Origin of the sequence: Leptolyngbya sp. ST-U4, from assembly GCF_039962215.1 — a bacterium.
GTDB lineage: Bacteria > Cyanobacteriota > Cyanobacteriia > Elainellales > Elainellaceae > Leptolyngbya_A.
The window spans coordinates 128952-152171 of sequence record NZ_JAMPKZ010000013.1; the positions used below are offsets into that span (position 1 = coordinate 128952).

A 23220-nucleotide genomic window follows, 5' to 3' on the forward strand; every position below is an offset into this window, starting at 1 on the left:
AACATTTATATAGCGGACAGTCGTTTTGTGAAAGCGGTGCTTCCTCATTGCCAGCCAGACTTTTATCGCTGACGTTACTCAAGCATGAGTTCCTGAACGGAATGTAGCAAACTCAGAGAAAAAAGATTGGAAGGACAACAAAACTGCCGCAGCCTTGAATCAACCGTTCGTCAATACTGCAAAGGGATGCTGCGAAAGAGAATTCCCAATTTTACCTTTTTGCTCATCCCTCAGCTCCTTTTTCCGAATGGCACGCTCTAGAACTTGAAAACGTGTTTAAGACGACTGCTGCGAAAGGCGACGCACGCTTTCACCCCCCAGTAACCGATCGGCAGACCGCAGAATCTGAGGAATCTCGCTGGCATGGGGGCTATTTCGCAGGCATTGCGTGAAGTCAACTTCGCTGGCGCAATCGGCTTTTCTGCCGAAGAACCAGTGTCCGCCGTTTCCCAGCAGGTTGTACCGCATTTTGGCAAAGTCGTGCATATCGTATGCTTGAACCAGATTAAACAGCCAGAGAATTATAGGAATGTTGATATGGTATGGGGTTTCTTCGGGCTGCGGTAAGCCAACATGCCAGGTTCGATACCAGGATTCACCAAGTGCCTCGATCGCCGCCTGCTCTAATCGATTCAAAATGGGCGGCAGCAGTTCCCCAGCGCGCTCCAGCAAATCCAGCGTTTTCAGATGTTCGTCAAAATCCTGTGGACGGGCGGCTCCGACGCTTAGGGTATGCACCTGCGGCTGACTGAGGCAAAACAGATTGTTAAAGACGATCGGGCTCAGGGGCGCACAAAGGTCGATCAGCTTTTGCGAGGGCTGATAGAGCATTCCACCCTTATTGGAGGGGCTGATGATAAACACGCCCATCTCATGCCGGGTTGCTGCCTCGATCGCTGCCCAGTTGGTCTGATTAATGTAATACCAGTGCAGATTGACGTAATCGAATTGGTCGGTGTCGATCGCCCGGATGATCACATCGAGCGGGGCATGGGTCGAAAAGCCAATGAAGCGCACCTTACCCTGTTGCTGAAGCTTCTGCGCCACCTCCAGGCAGCCGCCGGGGCGAATCGATTGATGCAGTAGCTCTGCGTTGTTGATGCCGTGCAGCCCCAGTAGATCGACGTGATCGAGCTTCAGGTAAGCCAGCGATCGGTGAAAAGTGTCCTCGAATTCCTTGGGGCTATCAGTCGGGGCAACTTTTGTTTGTACGATGATTTGGTCGCGAGGGAGTTTGGGCAAAATGCGTCCAAGCTGCATTTCGGATGTGCCGTAGCCTCGCGCGGTTTCAATATGAGTAATGCCAACTTCGAGTGCCCGCCGAATTGTTGCCTCTAAATTTGCCTGGTTATCTACCGGGATATCGCCCGGTGAAACGTCCTGCCACTTGTACTGATAGCGCATTCCACCGCAGGAGAACACAGGCATCAACAGGTTGGTTCGTCCAAATCTTCGGTATTCCATCAAGGTTTCGCCCACGACTCGTCAGGAAGGTATCATGGCGAAGGCAAGCCGCTCCGCCCTAAAACTGGCAATAATAAAACTAACGAAACTTTATGCAGTCGGCAATTCTTGAGCATTTTCTACAGGAAAAGCCAGACTGTCTCTTAACGATCGCATTATTTCTTTTGATATGGACCCCTCAGATTTAGATGAACTTGAAAATGCTGTCCAGGATTTACTGTCGATGGCGCAAATAGAGCTAGAAGAAAGCCGCCTACAGCAGCAGCGTCAGGCACAGATTGATCAGGAAACCGCCCGAATCAAGGAACGGCTGGAGCCGCTGCTAGCGCAGGTTGAACAAATGCTGGCTCAGCTTACCCTAGAGGCATTTGGTGAAAGCATGACGCGGCTCAAACTGGAGGAAAAAGCTGCAGATTTAAGAGAAAAAATCGAAAACGCCCCGCTGCTGGCAGCTCAAACCGTCGATCGCCAGCTTATTCTCCACGAAGAAAGATTGCTTGATGAACGGCTCGCCGAGCAGACAAATCGCTGGCGACAGGGACTCAAAGCCGACCTGCTAGAGATGATTGCTGAACAGGAGGATTTCTATAGCGCCACGGAGGCGTCGATCGCCGTGCGTGCCTATCTGCATGATTTGAAAGCGATCGGGGCACTGGAGGACGTCGTGGGTGCGCTGATTGCCCAGATTAACCACCGCAGCGAAGAAGGTCCGGTTGCCCGGCTCAGAGGCAGCTATGAACAGACGCTCGGCTTCATCTACAACAAGGCTCTAGAAAACCGGGCAAGAGTCGAACGTGCCCCGGATGTTCAGCTTCGCGTTCGCCATCGCACTTTTGAAAAACGCCCCAATCCTTACAGTTCCCTGGAAGGCAAGGTGGTAATTTTTGGCGGACACGATCGCCTTGAAACCGCAATTCGCAACCGCTTGCGCGACTCAGAGGTGAATTTAATCTGGTGTACCGCTCAGGCAGGACCCCAGATCGCAGAGCAGGCAGAAAGCCACATCGCCACAGCAGATCTGGTTCTGGTCATGACCGCCTATACCAGCCACAAACTAACCGACAAGGCAACTCAGGCAGCCCAGCGAACCGGAAAAGCCGTTGAAATGATTAACACTACCGGAGTGGTGCGGGTGCTAGAGGCGATCGAATACGGGCTAAAGATGAAACAGTTTGCCCGCCGTCATAATCATCTCTCGAAGCCGGCTTGAGTAAAGGGGGCAAGGGAGTGAGGGATAGTTTCACCCATTCACAGGCCTGCCCCTTCCCTTCCCCAACCTGCTCCCCACTCACCCTTTCATCTCCCTGTCTCCTCATCCCCCGATTTTTGCCTAAAACTCCCGCACACTGGGCTGCCCATCCTTGAGTTCGCCCACCAGCACAATATCGGCAACGCCCACAAACAGCCCGTTGTCCAGCACACCCGGAATGTTATTGAGTGTTTTTTCCAGTTCAGCCGGATTGTCGATCGTGCCAAACTTGACATCGATGATCAGGTTGCCTTGATCAGTAATCACCGGACCATCTTTTTTAACCGCCATCCGGATTTCGGGTTGACCGCCCAGCTTCTCGATCGCCTTCATTACGGGGGTCATTGCCATTGGCAGCACTTCGATCGGTAGCGGGAAAGCTCCCAGGCGATCGACGAGTTTAGAGCTATCAACGACGACAATAAACTGTTCTGCTAGCCCGTCAACAATTTTTTCGCGGGTGTGGGCTGCGCCGCCGCCTTTAATCAGGTTTTTCTGGGGATCAACTTCGTCTGCGCCGTCAATGGCAATATCGATGCGATCGACTTCATCCAGCGTGGTGAGCGGAATGCCGTATTGCTTTGCCAGCACTGAAGCCTGAAACGATGTGGGAATGCCTTTGATGTCCTTCAGTTCGCCCGATTTGAGCCGATCGCCCAAAAACTGAATCATAAAGGCTGCGGTTGACCCTGTGCCCAAACCGACGATCGCCCCTGACTGCACCCGGCTAGCGGCTAATCTGCCCACTTCCTGCTTCATCACCTTGACCGGATCAACTCCTGCCGTCATATCAAACGCCTCCTCTGCTCATGTCTTTTGTGCTTCGACCTGCTTCTCATTTGCAGGACAAACGCGATCTAGCATGACGCAAAGCGGTACAAATTCAAAGAATTCCGCTCTGACTCTGGCAGGAAGGCTATTTTCTCAAGGCTTGTGCAAAGTTTGCTTATCGACTTTGAATCAGTACATAAGGCTGCACAATCAGCGCATTAAAGCGGCGCGATCGCTCCTGTCCCCAGTCAGAAAGCTGCTGCTGAGAGGGTTTTTGAATTTTTTGAGCCACGATCCACTCCTGCACGATCGCCACCTGATCATTCGCGATCGCAATGCCCACATCGACTAAATCCAGAGCCGGATCGACCAGAACGACGGCATCGCGCTGAGCATGGGGAATCAGCCAGTCCCACTCTGCCTCGTCCACCATTTTTTCTAAATCAGCTCTTAAGTCCATAATCCAAAGGGATAATCGGCATTTCACAATTCTAACAAGCGGCAGTTTGACCCCGTTATCGTCCCAGGGTATGCAGGCCATGAATGCGATCGACACAATGCTGCGTCACGGCTTCTAGCTCTTCTCGCTTGTTAGACACCGGAGGCAAAATTGGCTCCCCAATTCGCACGGTAATGGGCACACGCCGAGGTCGCTTATCCCCTTTGTGAAGAATCTTCTCAGTTCCCCAAAGGCTGATGGGCAGCAGCGGAACCTGTGTTTTAGCGGCCAGCATTGCGGCTCCCAGTTTCGGAGAATGAATCCGGGCATCTGGGGTGCGTGTCCCTTCCAAAAATACGCCCACTGCCCAACCTTGCTCTAACTGTGCCAAAGCGGCTCGAATTGCGCTGCGATCAGCTGAACCCCGCTTGACCGGATACGCCCCATAAAGCCGGATTGCCTGACTCAGCACAGGAACATTGAACAACTCTTCCTTTGCCATGTAAGATACCGGACGACGTACACAACAAGAGACGATTGGCGGGTCGAAATCGCTAGCGTGATTCGCAACCACCAGCAGCGGTCCTGCTTTAGGCACGTTTTCTGCGCCATGAATTCGCCCTCTAAAGTAGCCGTGCAGCATCGGAGCCACCACTGACCATTTGAATAGGTGGTAGAGCGCAAGGCTGATTCGGGGTTCACGCTGACGCATAGATTCTGCTCAAAATGGCAAATTGATTATCGCGTAGGATACTTTAGCAAAGCGTAAGGCATGGGGCTTTAAGCTTCCAAGATTGATGCGTTACGGCTTTGCCTAACCCATCCTAACAATGCTGGATTTGTATTCCTCAAAAGGCTTGAGCTGGGATCTCGGCAAGACTGCTCACATTGGCCAGTTCCATTCCGGGACAGGCACGCTTTAGCAGTCCGGTCAGTACTTTGCCTGGACCCACTTCGATCGCCTGATTAATTTCCAGGTTTGTAAACGCCAGGGAAATTTCGCGCCAGCGTACTGAGCCAGTCATCTGCCGCATCAGCCGATCCCTCAGCAGCGCAGCATCGGTGGCAGGGGTGGGGTCAACGTTCGACAGCACGGGAACCTGAGCGGATTGAAAGGCGATCGTCTCTAACACCTGATTAAATTCTGCTGCCGCGTCGCTCATCTGCGGCGAATGAAATGCCCCGCTGACGTTCAGCTTCACTGCTTTCTTAGACTTCACGTTTGCCATGATTGTCTCAACTGCTTCGGGAGTGCCGGAGATGACGACCTGGGCATCGCTGTTGTCGTTGGCAAGGACGACGCTAGGCGTTTGGGCAAGCTGCGCTTCAAGCTGGGCGCGATCGAACCCGATCAAAGCTGCCATCAGACCACCAGAAGCCTGTTCCATTAGCTCCGATCGCCGCTTTACTAAGCGCAGTCCCGATTCAAAATCAAACACGCCTGCGGCATAGAGTGCGCTGTATTCACCCAGGCTATGTCCGGCAACAACATCTGGGGTGAGTCCCCGATCGCGCATCAAATCGGTGAGAACTGCCTCAATCACATACAGGCAAGGCTGGGTGTACAGCGTTTTGGAGAGCTTATCTTCTGCGCTCTGGCAAATTTCGGGCACAGACCAGCCAAGAATTTTCTCTGCCTGAACAAACCGCGCTTTCGCAGACTCGATTTCGAGCAGATCGCTGCCCATGCCGCTAGCCTGGGAACCTTGTCCCGGAAACACCCATGCTGTTTTCATTGCAATTTGTCCGAGTTCTTGATCTAAATTTTTACTGAATTGAGTGAATTGATCGATCGGGTTGATTGGTTCGACTCAAATTTCAGGGCGGTGATACAACAGTCGCTATTTGCCCCATTGAAAAATAGCTGCGCCCCAGGACATACCTGCCCCAAATCCGGCAGAGGCAATTACGTCTCCGGGTTTCAAGTGTTCTGCCCGCACCGCTTCATCCAGGGCGATCGGTATCGATGCCGCTGAGGTATTGCCGTATCGCGCCATGTTGCTGATTACCTTTTCTTTAGGCAGCGCGAGCCGATCCGCTACAGCATCAAGAATGCGCTGGTTTGCCTGATGCAGCAGCAGCCAGTCGATTTGCTCCACGGTCAGGTTTGCCCGAAATAAGGCTTTCTCGATCACTTCCGGCACTTTTCGCACCGCAAAGCGATAGACTTCCTGCCCGTTCATCTGAATGGGTTGATAACTACCCTGTCCGATCGCCACATCATCAACTAATTCTCTTGGCTGTCCCTCATGAGCCAACGTCAGATAGTTGCTCAGGCTGCCGTCGCTGCGAAGCTCAAATCCCAGGAGTCGATCGCCCACGCTCGAAGCCTGCATCACGACTGCGCCTGCCCCGTCTCCAAACAAAACGCAGGTGCGACGATCGCCCCAGTCTACCCAGCGCGATAAGACATCTGCCCCGATCAGCAGCACGGTTTGATAAGCTCCAGTGCGAATATACTGGGCAGCAGTCACCATGCCGAAAACGAAACCGGAACAGGCTGCGGTCAGGTCAAAAGCTGCGGCTCGATGGGCACCGATCGCCATCTGAATTTGACTGGCACTGCCAAACAGATCGTCTGCTGTGGAAGTTGCCAGGATGATCAGATCCACATCGGCAGCGGAGATGCCCGCCATGTTGAGGGCATTTTGAGCTGCCTGCGCTGCGAACTGCTTGAGCGATTCCCCCGGGGCTGCCAGATGCCGCTGATGAATTCCGGTACGGCTGGCAATCCACTCGTCCGAGGTTTCAACGACCCGGCTCATATTCTCGTTATCTAGAACTGCCTCCGGCGCAGCCGAGCCGCTTCCGGTGAAGGCAACCCCGATTCCTGATTGGTTTGACATTATTCCTCGTTGGTGGCAGTTGCCTGGATTTTTTGATACTGCGATCGGATGCGATCGAGGACATCATGATCCACCGCTTCTTTTGCCAGCCGGATCGCATTAAAAACTGACGGAGCCTGAGAGCTGCCATGACTGATAATGCAGATGCCATCCACGCCCAGCAGCAGTCCGCCACCGTGTTCTGCGTGGTCAACTCTTTGCTTGATCCGGCGCAGGTTGGGCTTCAGCAGCATCGCGCCCAAACGCCCCCGCCAGCCGCGCGGCAGTTCTTCCCGTAGAATTTGCAGCAGCACTTCTCCAACCGCCTCGGCAAATTTCAGCAGCACGTTGCCAACAAAGCCATCGCAGACAATCACATCAAACCGACCGGAAAGCACATCGCGCCCTTCAGCATTGCCCACAAACGAGAGGCTGGAATTCTTTTCTAATAATTCGTAGGTGCGGAGGGCCAGTTCATTGCCCTTGGAAGACTCTTCGCCGATGTTGAGTAAGCCGACCTTCGGCGCATCTACACCCAGTACGTACTGAGAATAGACATTTCCCATCACCGCAAACTGCTCCAGAAACTTCGGACGGCAATCTACGTTTGCGCCCACATCCAGAATCAGCACCGATTTATTCGCATCCATCGTGGGTAGGACAGTTCCAATGGCGGGGCGATCGATGCCCCTGATTCGACCCAGGCGCAGCAGAGCTGCTGCCATTGCCGCCCCCGAATGACCTGCCGAAACGACCGCATCGGCCCGTCCCTGCTTTACCAAATCCATTGCAACGTTGATAGATGCTTTGGGCTTGCGTCGCAGACCGCTCAACGGCTCCTCATGCATCTCGATGATGCCCTCAGCCGGAACAATCTCCAGCTGAAGCGAAGTGTTGTGCTGCTTCATCACAGCTTTGATTTGCTCAGGGTCGCCCACCAAAAGGACTTCTACCCCTAGCTCTGCCTGTGCTCGTAATGCGCCCGCTACGATTTCGCCTGGGGCAAAATCCCCTCCCATCGCGTCCACTGCGATCCGTGCCTGAGTCGATCCCATTGATCAAAGTGATAGAAACCTCACAAATTTTATCAGATGAAATCTACTCCTTAACGCAGAGATTTAGCAGAGATCTCACGGAGAGAAGCTCAAATTTTAATGCTCTGTACTGTTGGATGAGCGAAACTCTTGTGTTTTATAAGCGTGCCTTCTGGGTTTACCTTCTGGAGTCACTATCTTACCGGTGCCCGAACCCGGACGGGCAAGAGGCTCATCCTACCAAAAAATTGGAGCTGCACACTGCGGATTACTCCGTTTCTCCGGGTGGTACAATCCGCTGAAACAGATAGCCCGTGCCGCGAGCGGTCAGAATTAGCTCCGGGTTGCTGGGGTCATCTTCGAGCTTGGCGCGCAGGCGGGAGATATGCACATCCACCACTCGCGTATCGACGTGACGCTCTGGCGTATAACCCCAGACTTCCTGCAAGATTTCAGCGCGAGAAAATGGCTCACCTGATCGCCCCACCAGCAGTTCGAGCAGGCTAAATTCCATACCTGTGAGCCGAATGCGCTCATCGCCTTTGTAGACCTGGCGTTTATTGGTATCGATGCGAATGTTGTTGATTTGAATGACACCAGAGCTGGGAATGCCGGACGTGCCCGTTTTTTCAACGCGACGCAGCACCGATCGAATTCGGGCTTCCAGTTCTTTGGGGGAGAAAGGTTTTACGACATAATCATCTGCGCCAAGCTCTAAGCCTGTGATGCGATCGGCAACGTCTCCTAGCGCAGTCAACATAATAATCGGCACGTCAGACTCTTTGCGAAGCTCCTGACAAACGCCATAGCCGTCGAGCTTGGGCATCATCACATCTAGCACGACCAGATCGGGGTCTGCATTGCGAAATGTTTCGAGAGCTTCTTCACCGTCGGCTGCCGTGACGACATCGTAGCCAATCATCGAAAGGCGAGTTTCGAGAATGCGGCGGATACTGGCTTCATCATCGACCACCAGGATTTTTTCTTTATGGCTTTCCAACTGACTTAACACTCCTTGAAGCGTGTTTTTATCAATAAATTTTTGTCACTTTATCATTAAGATATTAGCTCACTTAATTCAACAGAGAGACCTTCATCTCCCATTGTTCTAACATTTCACTCTTTCTTAAGAGTCATTTCGCTTCTGAAGATTCTTTAAGCACTCTCAAATTATTTTCTCTCCAAGAATGCCTAAACCCAAAAAGCTCTATGTCTGTAATGCCTGCGGTGGAGAATCGCTGCAACATTTTGGCAGATGTCCGAACTGCGGCGAGTGGGACACCCTAGTTGAACAGGTGGTTGCCGCGCCTGCCGCGATTAACCGACGCGCTACCGCAGTTGCTGCCCGCAATGGTAGCCGATCGAAAACAGATGCTCCTCAAGCCGTTGCCTCGCTGACTTTTGCCCAAATTCATGACCATCCCCGATCGCGTATTTCCTCGGGCTATGGGGAACTCGATCGCGTGTTGGGCGGTGGCATTGTCCCCGGTTCGCTGGTTTTGATTGGTGGCGACCCTGGCATCGGGAAATCAACCCTGCTATTACAAGTTGCAAATCAGCTTGCTCAACGGCATCGAACCCTCTACGTCTGTGCGGAGGAATCTGGGCAGCAGGTGAAACTTCGATCGCAGCGATTGGGAATTGGGCTGGCTGAACTCGCCGAAGATGCCCAACCCATTCATCCAAAGCTGCTGGTGGATGATTCGCCCCGGTCTGAGGATGCCGACCTTTACCTGCTGCCCGAGATCGATATGCAATCGATCGTGCGTGAACTGGAATCGCTCCGTCCTCAGGTTGCCATTATCGACAGTATCCAGGCAATCTACGATACGGAAATTGCATCCGCTCCCGGCTCGGTGTCTCAGGTGCGGGAGTGTACCTCGGCACTGATGCAGGTTGCCAAGCGCGACCACATTACGCTGTTCATTGTCGGGCACGTCACGAAAGAAGGCGCGATCGCCGGACCGAAAGTGCTGGAACACCTGGTGGATACAGTGCTGTACTTTGAAGGCGATCGATTTGCCAGCCATCGTCTCTTGCGATCGGTAAAAAACCGCTTTGGCGCGACCCATGAACTGGGCGTGTTTGAAATGGCAGACCGTGGCTTAGAAGAAGTCCGCAATCCGTCGGAGCTGTTTTTGGGCAACCGGGATGAGCAGTCTCCGGGCACGGCGACGATCGTGGCTTGCGAAGGAACCCGTCCGCTCGTGGTGGAGCTTCAGGCGTTGGTCAGCCCGACAAGCTATACCTCACCGAGGCGATCGACGACGGGGCTGGAATACAACCGTTTGCTGCAAATTCTGGCGGTGCTGGAAAAGCGCGTTGGCATTCCCTTGTCGAAGCTGGATGCGTACGTTGCGTCATCGGGGGGTCTGAACGTGGCGGAACCCGCTGCCGATCTGGGCGTAGCAGTGGCGATTGCGGCCAGCTTCCGCGATCGAGTGGTTGACCCGGAAACGGTGGTAATTGGGGAAGTTGGACTAGGCGGACAGATTCGTCCTGTCTCCCAGATGGAACCGCGTTTGAAGGAAGCGGCAAAGCTGGGCTTTAAGCGGGCGATTATTCCGTCGAGCCACGGTATCTCGATCCCTGGAATGGAGATCGTGTCCGTATCTAGAGTGGTAGATGCGATTACTGCGGCACTGGTAGGGTCAAAATCATAAAAAGTTGCACAATTTCTGCCTGAACTGTGATCCAATTTTGTGATCTGTGAGTAAGCTGATCATCCAGACCGATCGCAAATGTCGATTGAGTTCGATCAGTTCATGGTGCGTTCAGGCGGAGTGTCGGTGTGAGGAATGTTTCCCAGTCTCAGTTCAATTTGCCCCCCATTCTAAAACCTCGGTTGGATGGGTCTGGCCAGGGCAGGCGATCGGTCGAACTGCCTCCAGTGCAGCAGGCGCAGCCCCTCCCTGAGCCGAATCACCCCCTACAGCCTTCAGAAGCGGTTCAGCCGCCACCCGCAAAGTCAACGGTGGGGAAAGTCGGGAAGCGGCAATCAAAATCAAAGCCCAAGCCAAAGTTCAATCTCAAATTCAATCTCAAAACAGACTTACTCAACCCAGCAGCAGCCCAGCTCAAACGGCTACCTCAACCAAAACTCACCGTTCCTGCGGTCAAACTGCCTGCGATTCCCCTGCCCCCGATGCCCGCTTTCCTGAAGACCCAGCCGAAACCGTGGGAGTGGTCGATCGTCTGGCTCTGGGCACTGGGTGCGTTCGGTGGCTTGGGCATTGTTGCTTTTGCCTGGATGGCAAGTCTGCCTCCCTTGCCCGAATGCCGTTCCATAGCCCGGACTTCGCCCGGAAACCTGCGGCTGTACTGCGCTCAGGAAAAGGCGCGATCGGGTCAGCTTCCAGATCTCCTGGCAGCAATGGCACTAATCAACGGCTGGTCAGAGCAGGAACCTTTGTACGATGAGGTGCAGCGATCGATTTCGGATTGGTCAACACTGGTGCTGATTGCGGCTCGCGATCAAATGGCGCAAAACGACTTGAAGGGTGCGATTGATACGGCAAACCAGATTCCAGCATCGAGCGCGGTGTATCCCGAAGCGCAGGAAACGATCGCCCACTGGGAACAGCAGTGGCAAAAGGGAGAGCAGATTTATGCCGCCGCTCAAGCCGCAATGCAGGCAAAAAATTGGACAGAGGCATCTGATTGGATTGCGACGCTGAATGAGCTTCAGCAAGACTACTGGCGGGTGACTCAAGCCGATCGTTTGGCGCAGCAAATTCAGGCAGAAAAGCAGGGCTGGCAGGCACTCAACAAAGCGCGAAAAGTGGCGCAAAGCCGATCGATTTCGGATTTAGCAGGGGCGATCGGGCTGGTGAAAGACATTGTGCCCCAAACCTATGCCTGGCAAGCAGCGCAGGCAGATCTTGAACAATGGGGGCGATCGCTGCTTGATCTGGCAATGCGTCAGTGGCAGCAGGGCGATCTGAATGGGGCGATCGTTGCCGTTCAGCAGGTTCCCTTGAATGTGCCGCTGCCGTCCGAAGTGCAGGATTTAGTCAAGTTCAGCCATGCGGAGAAGCAGGTAGCTCAGGTCAATGAAGATTCCTCCTGGCAGCAGATCTGGAGCCTGATCGAAGGCATCTCGGCAATGAGTCAAATTTCTACTTCGAGTCCGCTCTATCCGCAGGCGCAGGCAAGGCAGCAAACCTGGGAAAAACAGTTTCAAGACGGTGTTCAGCTTCAGTGGGCAACCTTGGGAGCACAGCTAGGGCAGCAATCGACGTTGAATTGGGCGATCGAGCAAACGAAACCGATCGTTGGTCGAAGTTCGATGACGAACGAGGGGCAAAATTTGATCGCTCAGTGGCAAAAGCAAATTCAAATTATCGAAGATCAGCCCATTCTGAATGCAGCAGAGACGGTCGCCGCCCGAAACACGATTCCCGACTTGCAACAGGCGATCGCTCACCTGCGACAAATTCCGTCCGATCGGGCAACCTGGAGCGAAACTCAGCGTCTAACGTCTCAATGGCAGCAGCAGATCCAACTGCTTGAAGATCAGCCGATTTGGAACGAGGCGCAAACTCTGGCAAAGCGGGAACAATACACCGAAGCCATTGCCCTTGTTGGGAAGATTGGCAGCAGCCGTGCCCTGTATCCCCAGGTGCAACAGGCGATCGAAACCTGGAAGATGGCGATTCGCAGCGCAGAAATGGCAGCCGATCGTATAATCCTGAATCGGGCAAAAGCGTTTGCAGCGAAAGGGGATTTGACCGGAGCAATTGCAACCGCAGCTGAAATCCAGCCGGGTCGGGATTTGTATCTCGAAGCGCAGGGGACGATCGGGCAATGGCTGAAGCAGCGAGATGGTGATGCGTTTAGCAGCGATGCAGACGAAGCGGATGATTTGTTTTAGGCAGCTCTTCGCCCTTCCTCTGTCAAAAGATAGGTTAGCGATCGAGGGGCGATCGGTTTACTATTCGGTAGACAGATTCAATAAAAGGTTTTGATAGCTGTACCTTTGCTACGGTTAGAGTCACGCTTGATTCAAAACAAATTCGTTTTCTTCAGTTGGTGTCGCTGTTCAAAAATTAACCTGACAGATGCTCTGAAGGGGTGTATGAAGGCGATATGGTGAAAAATCCGTTTTGGGATCGTTTGGAGAAAAAAAGAACACCGCCTGTTCTGCGAAGCTTCTTTGCAGCGCGACAGAATACTCCGGCAGATTTGTCTCCGGCTGAGGGAGTTGCAGAGCCGGACAGCTCACCGATGGAAGGCTCGACCGCAAGAGCTGGTTCTGTTCCGGGCTGGCGATGGTCGTTGACCTGGCTGGTTGTGCTGGCGATCTTTTGCGGCATGGGAACTTCGGCGTTTATCTGGCTGGTGATGCTGCCGCCGCCTGTTGAATGCAAGCAGATGTCTGACCAGAGTACAGATATGGAGCGGCTTTACTGTGCTCAAGAAGCAGCGCGATCGGGCGAATTAAAAGATTTGGTCGCAGGAATCGAGACGCTGAATCAATGGTCTTCTGATCATCCGCTTCACGGACAAGCCCAGGATTTAATTGCCACGTGGTCTGGGCAGCTTCTCGAAATCGCCCGCGCCAAGGTCAAGCAAAATGATCTCAAAGGCGCACTGGCTGCCGTTCAGAAAATTCCGAAAACGACGCCTGTTTACGCAGAGGCACAAAAATCGGTGGCGATCTGGCAAAAATACGCGCAGCAGGCAGCCGTGATGTATGCCAAAGCCCAAACCGCGCTCAAGCAGCAGCAATGGGATATTGTTGCCGAACAGATTCTCGCTCTGTCTGATTTTGAGCAAACCTACTGGCAGCTTGAGAAAGGCTCAACGGCTCTGAGTCAACAGCTTGGAGCAGAAAAACAGGCACGCCAAACGCTTTCCCAGGCACGCAGACTGGCTGCCAATCCCGATTCGCTTCAACTTGGAGTAGCGATCGCCACCGCTTCCCAAATTTCGGGCGGAACCTATGCGGCTGAAGAAGCTAATCCTTTGCTGAAACAGTGGAGCCAAAAGCTGCTGACGCTGGCAAACCAGAAATGGCAGCAGGGCAACCCGCAGGCGGCAGTCGATCTGCTTCGCTCGGTTCCCGCAACCGTCAAACTGCCAGAAGTGCAGGATCTCGTCCGATTCGCGCAGGCATATCAGCTTGCAATCGGCGGGGCAACCTCGAAATGGATGCCGTCGCTGGGGCAGCTCTATCGCCTGATGGAAGCGATCGGCGCACTTAAGCAAATTCCCTCTGGCAGTCCGTTTTATGCCCAGGCACAAAGCCTCCAGAAAAACTGGCAGGCACAGCTTCAGGATTTGGCTCAGCTTCAATTCGCCCATATGACCGCAGAGGTGGGGCAGCACAATAGTTTGCAGTGGGCGATCGCTCAGGCAAGCCAGATTCCCCCCAAAAATCCGCGCCGTCTCCTGGCACAAACGCTGGTTTCTCACTGGCAGAAAGAATCAGAGCGGATCGAAGACCAGCCAATTCTCGATCGCGCCCTGGCACTGGCAAAACCGGGAGATAGCCGATCGCTAAAAAATGCAATTGAGCAAGCCCGACGAGTCCAGCCCGGACGCTCACTGCGGCTCCAGGCGCAAACCCTGATTGCCTCCTGGCAGGATCAGATCGAACGGATCGAAGATCAGCCGCTGCTCGACCAGGCGTGGCTACTGGCGGAAAATGGCGACCTCGACACCGCAATTACCGTGGTGAAGAAGGTGGCTCCCGGACGAGTACTTTATCGTGAGGCACAATCCCTGGTCGATCGCTGGAACACCGAACTCATCGTTCGAGCGCAAATTGCCGCCGATCGTCCCATTCTCGATCGAGCGCGATCGCTGGCAGCAAATGGCGACCTGTCCACTGCAATCAGCGTGGCAAGCCAGATCGACCCTGGACGTGCCCTATACGGCGAGGCGCAAAGTGCGATCGGAGGCTGGCAGTCAGAACGCGATCGGCTTTGGAACCCCCAGCCTGATGTTTCTGACGATTACAGTGAGCCATTGCCCGACGATTCCGAATACAGTCCTGCACCGGACAGCCAGTGGAGTCCCTCGCCGGAACCATTTTCAAATTCTACTGATCCGGCAACCGGAGGACTGCCCTCGGCGATCGAAACTGTGCCCGCTCCAGAATCCTCGCCAGTGGTTGTTGAAACCGAGCCCGGCCCGCCACCCCCGCCAGAGGCGATCGAACCAGCCCCCGCCCCTCAGGCAGAGCCATCCTCCGAAGAGCCTCCGTTTGACGGCTACTACGACAATCGCTACAACAACTAGGGCTAGTCATGATTAGAATTACTCACCCCTAGACTATATCTCGCACCCTAGTTCTGGTATGGTGTGTCCCATAATTCTTGTGTGACGTTGTGCCTTCATGCGCGATGCTTTGCCAAGCCGTTTGCTGCGGCTGCTGCTGATTGATGCCGACCCCGTGTTTCGGCTGGGACTTCGGCTGGCACTCGCGCCGTTTCGCGATTTGGAACTGGTGACCGAAGCTTCAGACGGTGAAACTGCTCTGCAACTGCTTGCCGATCGCTTTAGCGCTACGCTTGCCGATCGCTTTAGCGTGACGGATATTGCGGTGGTGGTTGATTCGGTGCCCGAGCGTCCTGCTGATGCTCCGATCGATGCCAATCCCAACCTGACCGCAGGAATTGATTTGGTGTTGCTCGATGTCGGCCTAGGACGTACAGACCCCACCCAAATTCAGGGACTAGCCCTCTGTCAGCAAATCAAAGCTCTGTATCCCGATTTGCCCGTGCTGCTGCTCAGTGCCAATTCCGAACCGATCGTCCGAGCGGCAGCGCAACAGGCAGGGGCAAGCGGCTACTGTGCCAAAACTGCTGATGTGCCTGTCTTGGTAACAGCGATTCGGCAAGCAGCCGGGCGAGGCAGTTTTTCTGAAACGGTCGAGGCGGCAAACGCAACAGAAAGCCTATTTGATCAAAGACTGGAGCAACAATTACCCCTTCGGAGAACTGCGAAGCAATCGCCCCAAACCTTACCCAATCCTCGAACCGCGCCTTCTTCTGCCGTGACTCGGCTGCTGCAACGCTGGCGAAGCTCTGGCAACCGTCAAATCGATCGTGCCCTCGCTGAAATCAGCGCTTCCCTGCAAGATTTAGATTTATCAGCGATCGATCGGGCAGTTCTGGCGGGGCAATCGCGTGAGCTACGAGCTGCCCGTTGGGTACTCAATCGCCTGCTGCCGCCTGTTCCAGGGGCTGATGAATTGCAGGATCGCCTGCCCAGTACTGCCCAGGGAGTCCCTTCCTCAGCTGGCTCCGCTGCGGATGTCCCGAACCCTGCAAGCCGTTCTCTCGCGCTGCCTGGAGCGACAACCACTGCGATTCAAAGCCCTGCTGCTGCTGGGGCAATCGTCCCTGCGGATTCCCGCACCGTGCAGTCGATCGTCTTTGATGCGGTTTTTTCAAAGCTGCAAACCAGTTTGGTCAATCAGACCGACGTTCCGCTGGAAACGGACATTCTGCGAGAAGACAAAAAGCGCGAACTGTTCTACCTGATTCTAAGAAAGCTGGAAGATTTGCTGTCGGAGCTGCGCTATTCCCAGGTATCGCCGGATCTGCTGGATCAGAAGCGATCGTCCCTCCTGCGGGATTTGTGGCAAAACACTACCTCGGATTTTTTTGGACGCTATGCCACGCTGATGGTAGACGGCATCGAGTTTGATCTGGTCAATGTGCTGCTGCAAGACGAAGAAACGGTGCAGGCTGCCATTCTCAACAAAGTTCCGGGCGTGGTTGAGCTGCTGTCTCATCTGCTGTTTCAAACGCCGCTCCTGGTGGGCAGTACACCCTACCTGGCAGGCAACCCCGAATCCCTGGCGCGAACCGAAATTCTGCTGGAGAACTTGATGATTCAAGTCGCAAATGCCGTAATTCAGCCCCTGCTGAATCGTTTTGCCAATGTGGAAGCAATCAAGCAAAACTTTTACGATCGCCGCCTGCTGTCCACCCGCGAAGTCGAGCGGTTTCGCAACGATCTATCCTGGCGATATCGGCTTCAGCGACTCTACAGTGAGCCAAAGGATATCTTTGAAAGCCAGTATCGCCTGTTTGTCTTTACCGGACGCAGCATCAAGCAAGTGCCAATCTACGCACCGCGCAACCCCGAACTCGTGCAGCTTAGCGGCATTCCCTTTGTCGTCACCCTCGCCCTCGAAACCCGCGATGCCGTTGCCCCGCGCCTGCAAAATGTGGTTGCGTTTGTCGGCAATGGTTTAATCTATGTCTTGACCAACGTGATCGGGCGGGGGATTGGCTTAATCGGTCGCGGCATCGTCGAAGGCATTGGCAATGTGATGCAAGACGATCGCCCCCCTCGAAAATAGCAGTATCTCTAACTGAATCTCTAACTGACAAATTGCCGAACCTCACCTTGTCGGATGCCCGATGCCCTGACGCTTTACAATCACCTGACGCTTTACAATCAGGAGAGTGGCTGATTCGAGGTTGTTTGAACAGGATTTGGTATTCTACATCGCCCCCTAACTTCTCTAATGTGGGGACTTTGAGATTCAGAAGAAGAGCGAGGTTTCCCCTCAGAAGAGGGCTAGACGGGCGGTTCGGATGACAACTTTCAAACATCCTCTCAAGCTACATTGCCCATCATTCACCATTCGGGTGATTTGTTCATGCGTTTTCAATTCTGGCAACCCTCTCTGACCCGTCGATCTATCGCTCGTCTATGTTTGAGCCTTCTGCTGGGGCTGGTTATTTTTTGTGCCCATACTGCGCCTGCATCCGCACTCCTGACCGACGATCGCTTCGACGGCAACATCTTCCCTCTCTATGCGGGCAACGGCTCCCTCGTTCCGCCCAACATCACGCTGGCAGAAGCATTCAAAAATGAAAAGCCAACGCTGCTGATGCTTTATACAGACGACAGCCTGGACTGCAAAGAATACGCGCTCGTCGTTTCTCGGATCGATGGGCTGTATGGGTGGGCAATGAACATGATTGCGCTAAGCGTAGACCCGCTGCCACTCAAAGATCGCTATCGCTCGGATGAACCTGGCTACTATTACAAAGGCTATGTGCCTCAAACCGTAATATTCGATCAATCCAACAAAATTGTGCTGAACGAAAAAGGCTCGATTTCCCTGGAGCGGATTGATGATGTGTTGCGTGAAGTGTTTAACCTGCTGCCGCGATCGGAGTCAACAGAGCTGAGACGGCGACCCGTCAATGAAATCAGCACTGAGCTTGCTCCTTAGTCACGCTGTTTTTACTCCAAACTGCCTTAAAAACAAGGTTTCACGAAATTTCATGAATACTGCTCAACACAGTTCATGATCGCAACTCACAAAAAAGCAGCAGGTCGAGTCGACGCGCTGCCCTTTATTTTGATTCAGAGCGGAGAAAGTTATTTTCCCCGCTTTTCTTTTTCTCTGCTGCGTCGATCGCGCCACTCGATTGTGGTCAGATACGCAACACCACCGGTCACCGCGATTAAAAGTCCCAAAGTTGCAAACGCCAAAACGGTAAGCAGAGGAGAGGATTCACTCATAGCCGCTCCGCCCGAATAAATTTCATCAACACACCCGCATCACTCAATCGGGATGCCTCCAGAATTAGAGTCCGTTTCGTGCCCAAACAACGAGCGCGATCGAAAATGTGAATACGGACAGCAGAGAAACCCATCCTAAAGTCAAAATATCCATGAGCAGTTAATCAAGAGAGACATCGAAGCATTACAAATCTGATCATAATGCAAACGGTCTTCACTCAGGGTCGTCACGCCAAGCAGATTCCCCCTTTCCCCTTCCCCCACCCCTCTTCCCATGTCCCTCTCCCAACTCGCCCGATCGCAACACCACACCCGGCAGAAAAAACGCCTCACCCTTTGTCTCGGAGTCGCGATCGTCGCCCATGCGCTACTGTTTGTCGGATGGTCGCTAGAGCAGCGCGAAAATCGGCAGGCTCAAAAAGACCCGATCGGCGTTGAATTTGTTTACCTTGATCCGGCGATCAACCCGTCCAAAGAAACCGAATCCTCGCGTCGCGCACAAATTAATTCCAATGCAGGCGGCTCAAGAAATGAAGCTTTGCCACCTAGTGCCGGAAAGACGAGCCAGAGCACAGCCCCCCAACCGATTCCCGATCGACCCAGTACCCCTAATCCGCCTCAGTCTGTGTCTCAATCTGTGCCTCAGTCTGCGCCTCAGCCTGCTGCTGCCAATCCTGCCCCGTCCTCCGTTCCTCCATCTCCCCGTCCCAGCCCTGCAACTTCAGAGCCATCTGAAATTCAGAGAACGACTCGATCGCCTGCCGTCCCCCGTTCTGCCCAACCTGCCGTTCCCCAGACCGCAATGGTTCCCCGTCCTGCGGCTCCAGTGGGGGGGGCAGCCCCGCCAATCAATCCTCAGTCTGGGCAGGGGCTCGACGGGCAAATCAACCCCGATCGCACAGCCCCTGGGCCCGCCAGCCTTGATGCTGCTGGCGATGAGCTGTGGGGTGCGTATGTCTCGACGCTCAATCGCCAAATTGACCAGAACTGGCAAAGAATTACGGTTTCAGCACTGCGTCAGGCAAAGGTGCAGTTTGAGATCGATCGCCAGGGTCGCTTAATCAATCTGCGTCTGGTGGAGTCTTCCGGCGACCCATCCGCAGATACGGTTGCGCTTCAGGCAGTGCGGGTGGCTGCGCCCTTTGCCCCCTTTCCGACTCAGACGACTGAATCGCAGTTGCGAGTCAATTTCACGTTTACCTATTATCCTGCGGACGAATCTGCTGCCAGCCAAACGCTCAGTTCGCCACAACCCTTAACACCCGCGCAATAATCGTTTACGCTACTGCAGAGCCAGATTCGCTAAGCTCAGAGAAGGAATTTATAACACGCTTCATTCATTAAAAATATGTCAGCGATCGTTCATTCGGAAGCTCTGCGTCCCCGCTGGCGCACAATGGTTTTGGCTGTACTCGCCTTCTGGCTCAGTGCTAGTCTGCTGCTTGATCTGGTGATTATGCCCATGCTGTCGATGGCAGGAATGCTGACCGAGCCCGGCTTTGCGGCTGCGGGCTATTCGATTTTCTGGGTATTTAATCACCTGGAGTTATTCATGGCTGCACTGGTGCTAACCGGAATGCTGGTGCTTCGCACAATTTCCACCCATTTTCAACACCGCTGGGCAATTCCGGCAGCTCTAGCTCTGCTGGCGATCGTCTGCTGCTACACCTACGGGCTTACCCCAGAAATGAGTGCTCTGGGACTTCAGCTCAACTGGTTTGAATCGACTCCGGCTTTCTCTGGCGCAATGGTGCAGATGCAGGGCGTTTACTGGCTGCTGGAAGTTTGCAAACTCGCGATCGGGGCAATGCTGCTGAGCTGGTGCTATCAATCTGTAACCGAATCGTAGCTCATTCCGCAGATTGGCTATTGCATTCGATCGATCGTCCGATACTGAATCGCCTCTGCGACATGATGTGTCTGCAAACTCTCTTCATTGGCAAGGTCAGCGATCGTGCGAGACACTTTCAAAATGCGATCGGTGGCTCTGGCAGATAGTCCTAGTTTGCGAATTGCACTCTCTAGTAAATTGCGTGTTGTGTCGTCTAGTTGGCACCACTGCCGCAAATGACGGCTCTGCATTTCTGCATTCGATCGCAATGTTTCTTCCTTAAAGCGATGCAGGGTTCGATCGCGGGCTGCCTGAACTCGTGCCTGTACCGTGACTGAATCTTCGCCGATCGTCTGCTGGGTAATCTCCTCTGGCTTAAGGCGGCTGACCATCACCTGCAAATCAATTCGATCCATTAGCGGACCCGACAGCTTTGCCCAATACTGCTCCCGATGACGTGGGCTACAGGTGCAGGGCTGGATCGTATCGCCAAAGTAACCGCAGGGACAGGGATTTGTGCTGGCAACCAGCGTAAATTTTGCAGGAAACGAAACCGACTGCCGCGTCCGCGAAATCGTGACATGACCGTCTTCGAGCGGCTGTCGCAAAAATTCCAGCACATCCCGCTTAAACTCTGTCAGCTCGTCCAGGAATAGAATTCCTCGATGCGCCAGCGAAATTTCCCCCGGACGCGGATAGCTGCCGCCGCCGACCAGCGATGGACCCGATGCCGAGTGATGCGGGCTGCGAAACGGACGCTCGCCCATCAGACTGCCTCTGTCCTTCAGGAGTCCAGCGACTGAGTGAATTTGTGTGACCTCTAATGCCTCACCAAAAGTAAGGGGTGGCAAAATTCCCGGCAATCTTCGCGCCAGCATCGTCTTTCCACTTCCGGGTGGACCTACGAAAATCAGGTTGTGCCCTCCTGCAGCAGCGATTTCTAGTGCCCGGCGCGCCTGGGTTTGCCCTTTGACATCTTTCAGGTCGAGACTCTGAGAACGCGATCGAACGAGCTCTGCCTGACCATCGAGTTTGAGCGGCTGATAGCGATCGGGTTGATTCAGAAAATCCGCAACTTCCGAAATGTGCTGCAATCCATAAACTGAGATGCCTTGCACCACCGCTGCTTCGCGAGCATTGTCTGCCGGAACAATTAGCCCTTTCATACCTACCTGCTGAGCGGTTGCTGCGATCGCCAAGACTCCTGCGATCGGGCGCAGTGCCCCATCCAGTGACACTTCCCCCAGAAACAGATGGTCAGACAAAACTGCCGGGCTCACCTGCTCTGAAGCCGCTAAAATGCCCACACTGATCGGCAAGTCGAAACTCGGACCTTCCTTTCGCAAATCGGCAGGAGTCAGGTTGATTACAATCTTTCGCATGGGAACGGTATAGCCCGCATTTTTCAAAGCAGCTTTGACCCGTTCCCGGCTTTCCTGAACGGCAGTATCCGGCAGTCCCACCACCACGATTCCGGGCAGCCCCCCTGCCACATCCACCTCAACGCCCACCTTCACTGCGTCGATCCCAACCAGCGATGCACTCCAGACTCTAGCCAGCATAATGTTTTTCCGCGACTGCTCCGGTGGCGGTTGTCAAGCGCAACTTCTCAGGAGACGCAAAACCGTTTCCCACCCTAGAGAAATAAAATATTTCAGGTAGAATGCCCAAAATCCGAAAGATTGCACCAGTGCAGCAAGAGCAATGACTGATGAGCCGGGCCACAGATGTTCTTCTCATCCTTGACCTTAAGGAAATGTTTGAGGGAAGGAAATGCTTGAGGGAGACTTTGAGCTTGCAATTTCCCCCATGCTACAAAACATCAATACCTGGCTTCGAGAAAATAGTAAAAGACTGCTTGACAATTAATCTGAGCAGATGATCTAAGCACGTTACTCATGGCGGCAAACGATGCAAGCTTGTGTTTATGGAGGAGCATTCGATGACTTGAACATCGATCGGTTTAACAAAGTTGTAAAAGCACTATCACAACGTGTCAAAAAACCGTTCAACTCCTGATCCGTTCAACTCCTAATCATAGAAGAACAGCAAGCCCATTTCACTATGGATAGGCTCAAAGAGGATTGAAATGCGATCGTCAAGCTTCGAGTAACTTGTTGAGATGAGCGTTGCCCTGCACAAAGGACGGCGAGTGCCTGAACGACTGGATACAAGTCCCTGAGCCCTCAGTAATGCTGTCGCTATGGCTATTGTGCCTGCCGCCATACAGCTTGCTTGCCTTTCCTCTCAAAGTCCATTGCTGTTAACAGCATCCTTGAGCGATCGCCTTTAAAACTAAACGGTTTAAACCTGATAAAAAAGCTCCCAAACCTTACAGTCAGGAAGCTTCAAGCACTCATCGAACATTTAGACGATTTAAGAGCAGTAGCCGTTGCAAAGCACTTTCCCTTCAAGTAATCGCGTCAAAGCAATGCCGCAAACTGCTCTTACCCCTTAGAATGACAGCAAATCCCATGATGTGAGATTTAATTTTGTAAAGCCCTATGACGGAAACTTCTGACACGATTTTTAGCAAGATTATTCGTCGCGAAATCCCTGCGGAGATTGTCTATGAAGATAATCTTTGCCTTGCTTTCAAAGACGTTAATCCTCAAGCCCCCGTTCATGTTCTGGTAATTCCTAAGGAGCCGATCGCAAAACTATCGGATGCAGAATCTCAAAACCACGCACTAATGGGTCATTTGCTGCTGACGGTAAAGCGAGTCGCTGACCAGATGGGGTTAACGAACGGCTATCGCGTGGTGATTAATACAGGAGAGGATGGCGGACAAACCGTTTACCATCTGCATCTGCACCTGCTTGGGGGTCGTCCATTGGGTTGGCCCCCCGGTTGAGCCAGCGTCATACTCTAGGTCGGTTTTAGGAGTGGGATGAGAAAAATTCACCGCTCGCTTTACAAATTGAAATATTTTCCTTAATATTTGATTAGAGGCAATTCAACTTGCTTCATTGCGAATAAACAATAGCACTCATCGAAAATATGACGACTACCTTACAGCGTCGCGACTCCGCGAACCTGTGGGAGCAGTTCTGCACCTGGATCACCTCCACCGACAACCGCCTCTACATCGGCTGGTTCGGCGTCCTCA

General features: G+C 53.4%; 20 protein-coding genes and 1 pseudogene. 10 read left to right on the plus strand and 11 right to left on the minus strand.

What is annotated here, in order from left to right:
• Nucleotides 1–276 precede the first annotated feature (276 nt).
• Nucleotides 277–1464 carry an aldo/keto reductase gene (locus NDA02_RS18415; protein ID WP_190791017.1) on the minus strand — a complete coding sequence of 396 codons (1188 nt, stop codon included), beginning with the start codon at nucleotides 1462–1464 and terminating at the stop codon, nucleotides 277–279.
• A gap of 169 nt (nucleotides 1465–1633) precedes the next feature.
• Here NDA02_RS18415 and NDA02_RS18420 point away from each other — a divergent pair, with 169 nt between their 5' ends.
• Nucleotides 1634–2674: a DUF2325 domain-containing protein gene (locus NDA02_RS18420; protein ID WP_348247543.1), complete on the plus strand. Its 1041-nt coding sequence runs from the start codon at nucleotides 1634–1636 to the stop codon at nucleotides 2672–2674.
• A 120-nt stretch (nucleotides 2675–2794) separates the two neighbouring features.
• On the opposite strand, the gene rpiA is transcribed toward NDA02_RS18420, so the two are convergent.
• The 7 genes from rpiA to rpaB form a co-directional block, all read right to left on the minus strand.
• Nucleotides 2795–3502 (minus strand): ribose-5-phosphate isomerase RpiA, encoded by a 708-nt coding sequence (rpiA, locus tag NDA02_RS18425; RefSeq protein ID WP_348247544.1) that lies wholly within the window; start codon nucleotides 3500–3502, stop codon nucleotides 2795–2797.
• Between the two features lie 157 nt (nucleotides 3503–3659).
• Entirely contained in the window at nucleotides 3660–3947 is a 288-nt protein-coding gene (locus tag NDA02_RS18430) for a DUF2288 family protein (protein WP_190791032.1), read from the minus strand.
• A 52-nt stretch (nucleotides 3948–3999) separates the two neighbouring features.
• A complete protein-coding gene (locus NDA02_RS18435) occupies nucleotides 4000–4635 on the minus strand; it encodes a lysophospholipid acyltransferase family protein (protein ID WP_348255625.1) in 636 nt (211 codons plus the stop codon).
• 136 nt (nucleotides 4636–4771) lie between these two features.
• Entirely contained in the window at nucleotides 4772–5659 is an 888-nt protein-coding gene (gene fabD / locus NDA02_RS18440) for an ACP S-malonyltransferase (RefSeq protein WP_348247546.1), read from the minus strand.
• Nucleotides 5660–5764: 105 nt separating this feature from the next.
• The gene (locus tag NDA02_RS18445) at nucleotides 5765–6769 is read right to left on the minus strand and encodes a beta-ketoacyl-ACP synthase 3 (protein ID WP_348255626.1); all 1005 of its coding nucleotides are present in this window, start codon (nucleotides 6767–6769) and stop codon (nucleotides 5765–5767) included.
• Nucleotides 6769–7803, minus strand: a complete 1035-nt coding sequence (gene plsX / locus NDA02_RS18450; RefSeq protein WP_190791021.1) for a phosphate acyltransferase PlsX — start codon at nucleotides 7801–7803, stop codon at nucleotides 6769–6771. Before plsX ends, NDA02_RS18445 begins: the two co-directional genes overlap by 1 nt.
• Before the next feature lie 247 nt (nucleotides 7804–8050).
• Complete coding sequence (rpaB, locus tag NDA02_RS18455) at nucleotides 8051–8782, minus strand: response regulator transcription factor RpaB (protein ID WP_199296439.1); 732 nt, start codon at nucleotides 8780–8782, stop codon at nucleotides 8051–8053.
• 187 nt (nucleotides 8783–8969) lie between these two features.
• Between rpaB and radA the strand changes: the two genes are divergently transcribed.
• The 5 genes from radA to NDA02_RS18480 all read left to right on the plus strand — a co-directional run bounded on the left by radA (nucleotide 8970) and on the right by NDA02_RS18480 (nucleotide 17986).
• The gene (radA, locus tag NDA02_RS18460) at nucleotides 8970–10445 is read left to right on the plus strand and encodes a DNA repair protein RadA (protein ID WP_190791023.1); all 1476 of its coding nucleotides are present in this window, start codon (nucleotides 8970–8972) and stop codon (nucleotides 10443–10445) included.
• A gap of 128 nt (nucleotides 10446–10573) precedes the next feature.
• On the plus strand, nucleotides 10574–12655 hold the full coding sequence (locus NDA02_RS18465; RefSeq protein ID WP_348255627.1) for a hypothetical protein: 2082 nt from the start codon (nucleotides 10574–10576) through the stop codon (nucleotides 12653–12655).
• Between the two features lie 215 nt (nucleotides 12656–12870).
• Nucleotides 12871–15027 (plus strand): hypothetical protein, encoded by a 2157-nt coding sequence (locus NDA02_RS18470; RefSeq protein ID WP_348255628.1) that lies wholly within the window; start codon nucleotides 12871–12873, stop codon nucleotides 15025–15027.
• A gap of 97 nt (nucleotides 15028–15124) precedes the next feature.
• On the plus strand, nucleotides 15125–17101 hold the full coding sequence (locus NDA02_RS18475) for a DUF3685 domain-containing protein (RefSeq protein ID WP_199296440.1): 1977 nt from the start codon (nucleotides 15125–15127) through the stop codon (nucleotides 17099–17101).
• A gap of 303 nt (nucleotides 17102–17404) precedes the next feature.
• Nucleotides 17405–17986, plus strand: coding sequence for a thylakoid membrane photosystem I accumulation factor (locus tag NDA02_RS18480; protein WP_190791026.1), 582 nt, complete (start codon nucleotides 17405–17407; stop codon nucleotides 17984–17986).
• Nucleotides 17987–18135: 149 nt separating this feature from the next.
• Here the strand turns inward: NDA02_RS18480 and NDA02_RS18485 are convergent, their stop codons facing one another.
• Entirely contained in the window at nucleotides 18136–18279 is a 144-nt protein-coding gene (locus NDA02_RS18485; RefSeq protein ID WP_190791027.1) for a hypothetical protein, read from the minus strand.
• A gap of 64 nt (nucleotides 18280–18343) precedes the next feature.
• Nucleotides 18344–18433: a cytochrome b6-f complex subunit PetN gene (petN, locus tag NDA02_RS18490; RefSeq protein WP_088890440.1), complete on the minus strand. Its 90-nt coding sequence runs from the start codon at nucleotides 18431–18433 to the stop codon at nucleotides 18344–18346.
• A gap of 120 nt (nucleotides 18434–18553) precedes the next feature.
• Between petN and NDA02_RS18495 the strand changes: the two genes are divergently transcribed.
• Together NDA02_RS18495 and NDA02_RS18500 are read left to right on the plus strand one after the other, a co-directional pair.
• A complete protein-coding gene (locus NDA02_RS18495; protein WP_190791028.1) occupies nucleotides 18554–19552 on the plus strand; it encodes an energy transducer TonB in 999 nt (332 codons plus the stop codon).
• Nucleotides 19553–19627: 75 nt separating this feature from the next.
• Nucleotides 19628–20128: a hypothetical protein gene (locus NDA02_RS18500; RefSeq protein ID WP_190791029.1), complete on the plus strand. Its 501-nt coding sequence runs from the start codon at nucleotides 19628–19630 to the stop codon at nucleotides 20126–20128.
• Between the two features lie 17 nt (nucleotides 20129–20145).
• On the opposite strand, the gene NDA02_RS18505 is transcribed toward NDA02_RS18500, so the two are convergent.
• Entirely contained in the window at nucleotides 20146–21672 is a 1527-nt protein-coding gene (locus NDA02_RS18505; RefSeq protein WP_348255629.1) for a YifB family Mg chelatase-like AAA ATPase, read from the minus strand.
• A 942-nt stretch (nucleotides 21673–22614) separates the two neighbouring features.
• Between NDA02_RS18505 and NDA02_RS18510 the strand changes: the two genes are divergently transcribed.
• The gene (locus tag NDA02_RS18510) at nucleotides 22615–22965 is read left to right on the plus strand and encodes a histidine triad nucleotide-binding protein (protein WP_190791031.1); all 351 of its coding nucleotides are present in this window, start codon (nucleotides 22615–22617) and stop codon (nucleotides 22963–22965) included.
• Between the two features lie 146 nt (nucleotides 22966–23111).
• Nucleotides 23112–23220: pseudogene (locus tag NDA02_RS18515) on the plus strand (photosystem II q(b) protein); the annotation flags it as partial.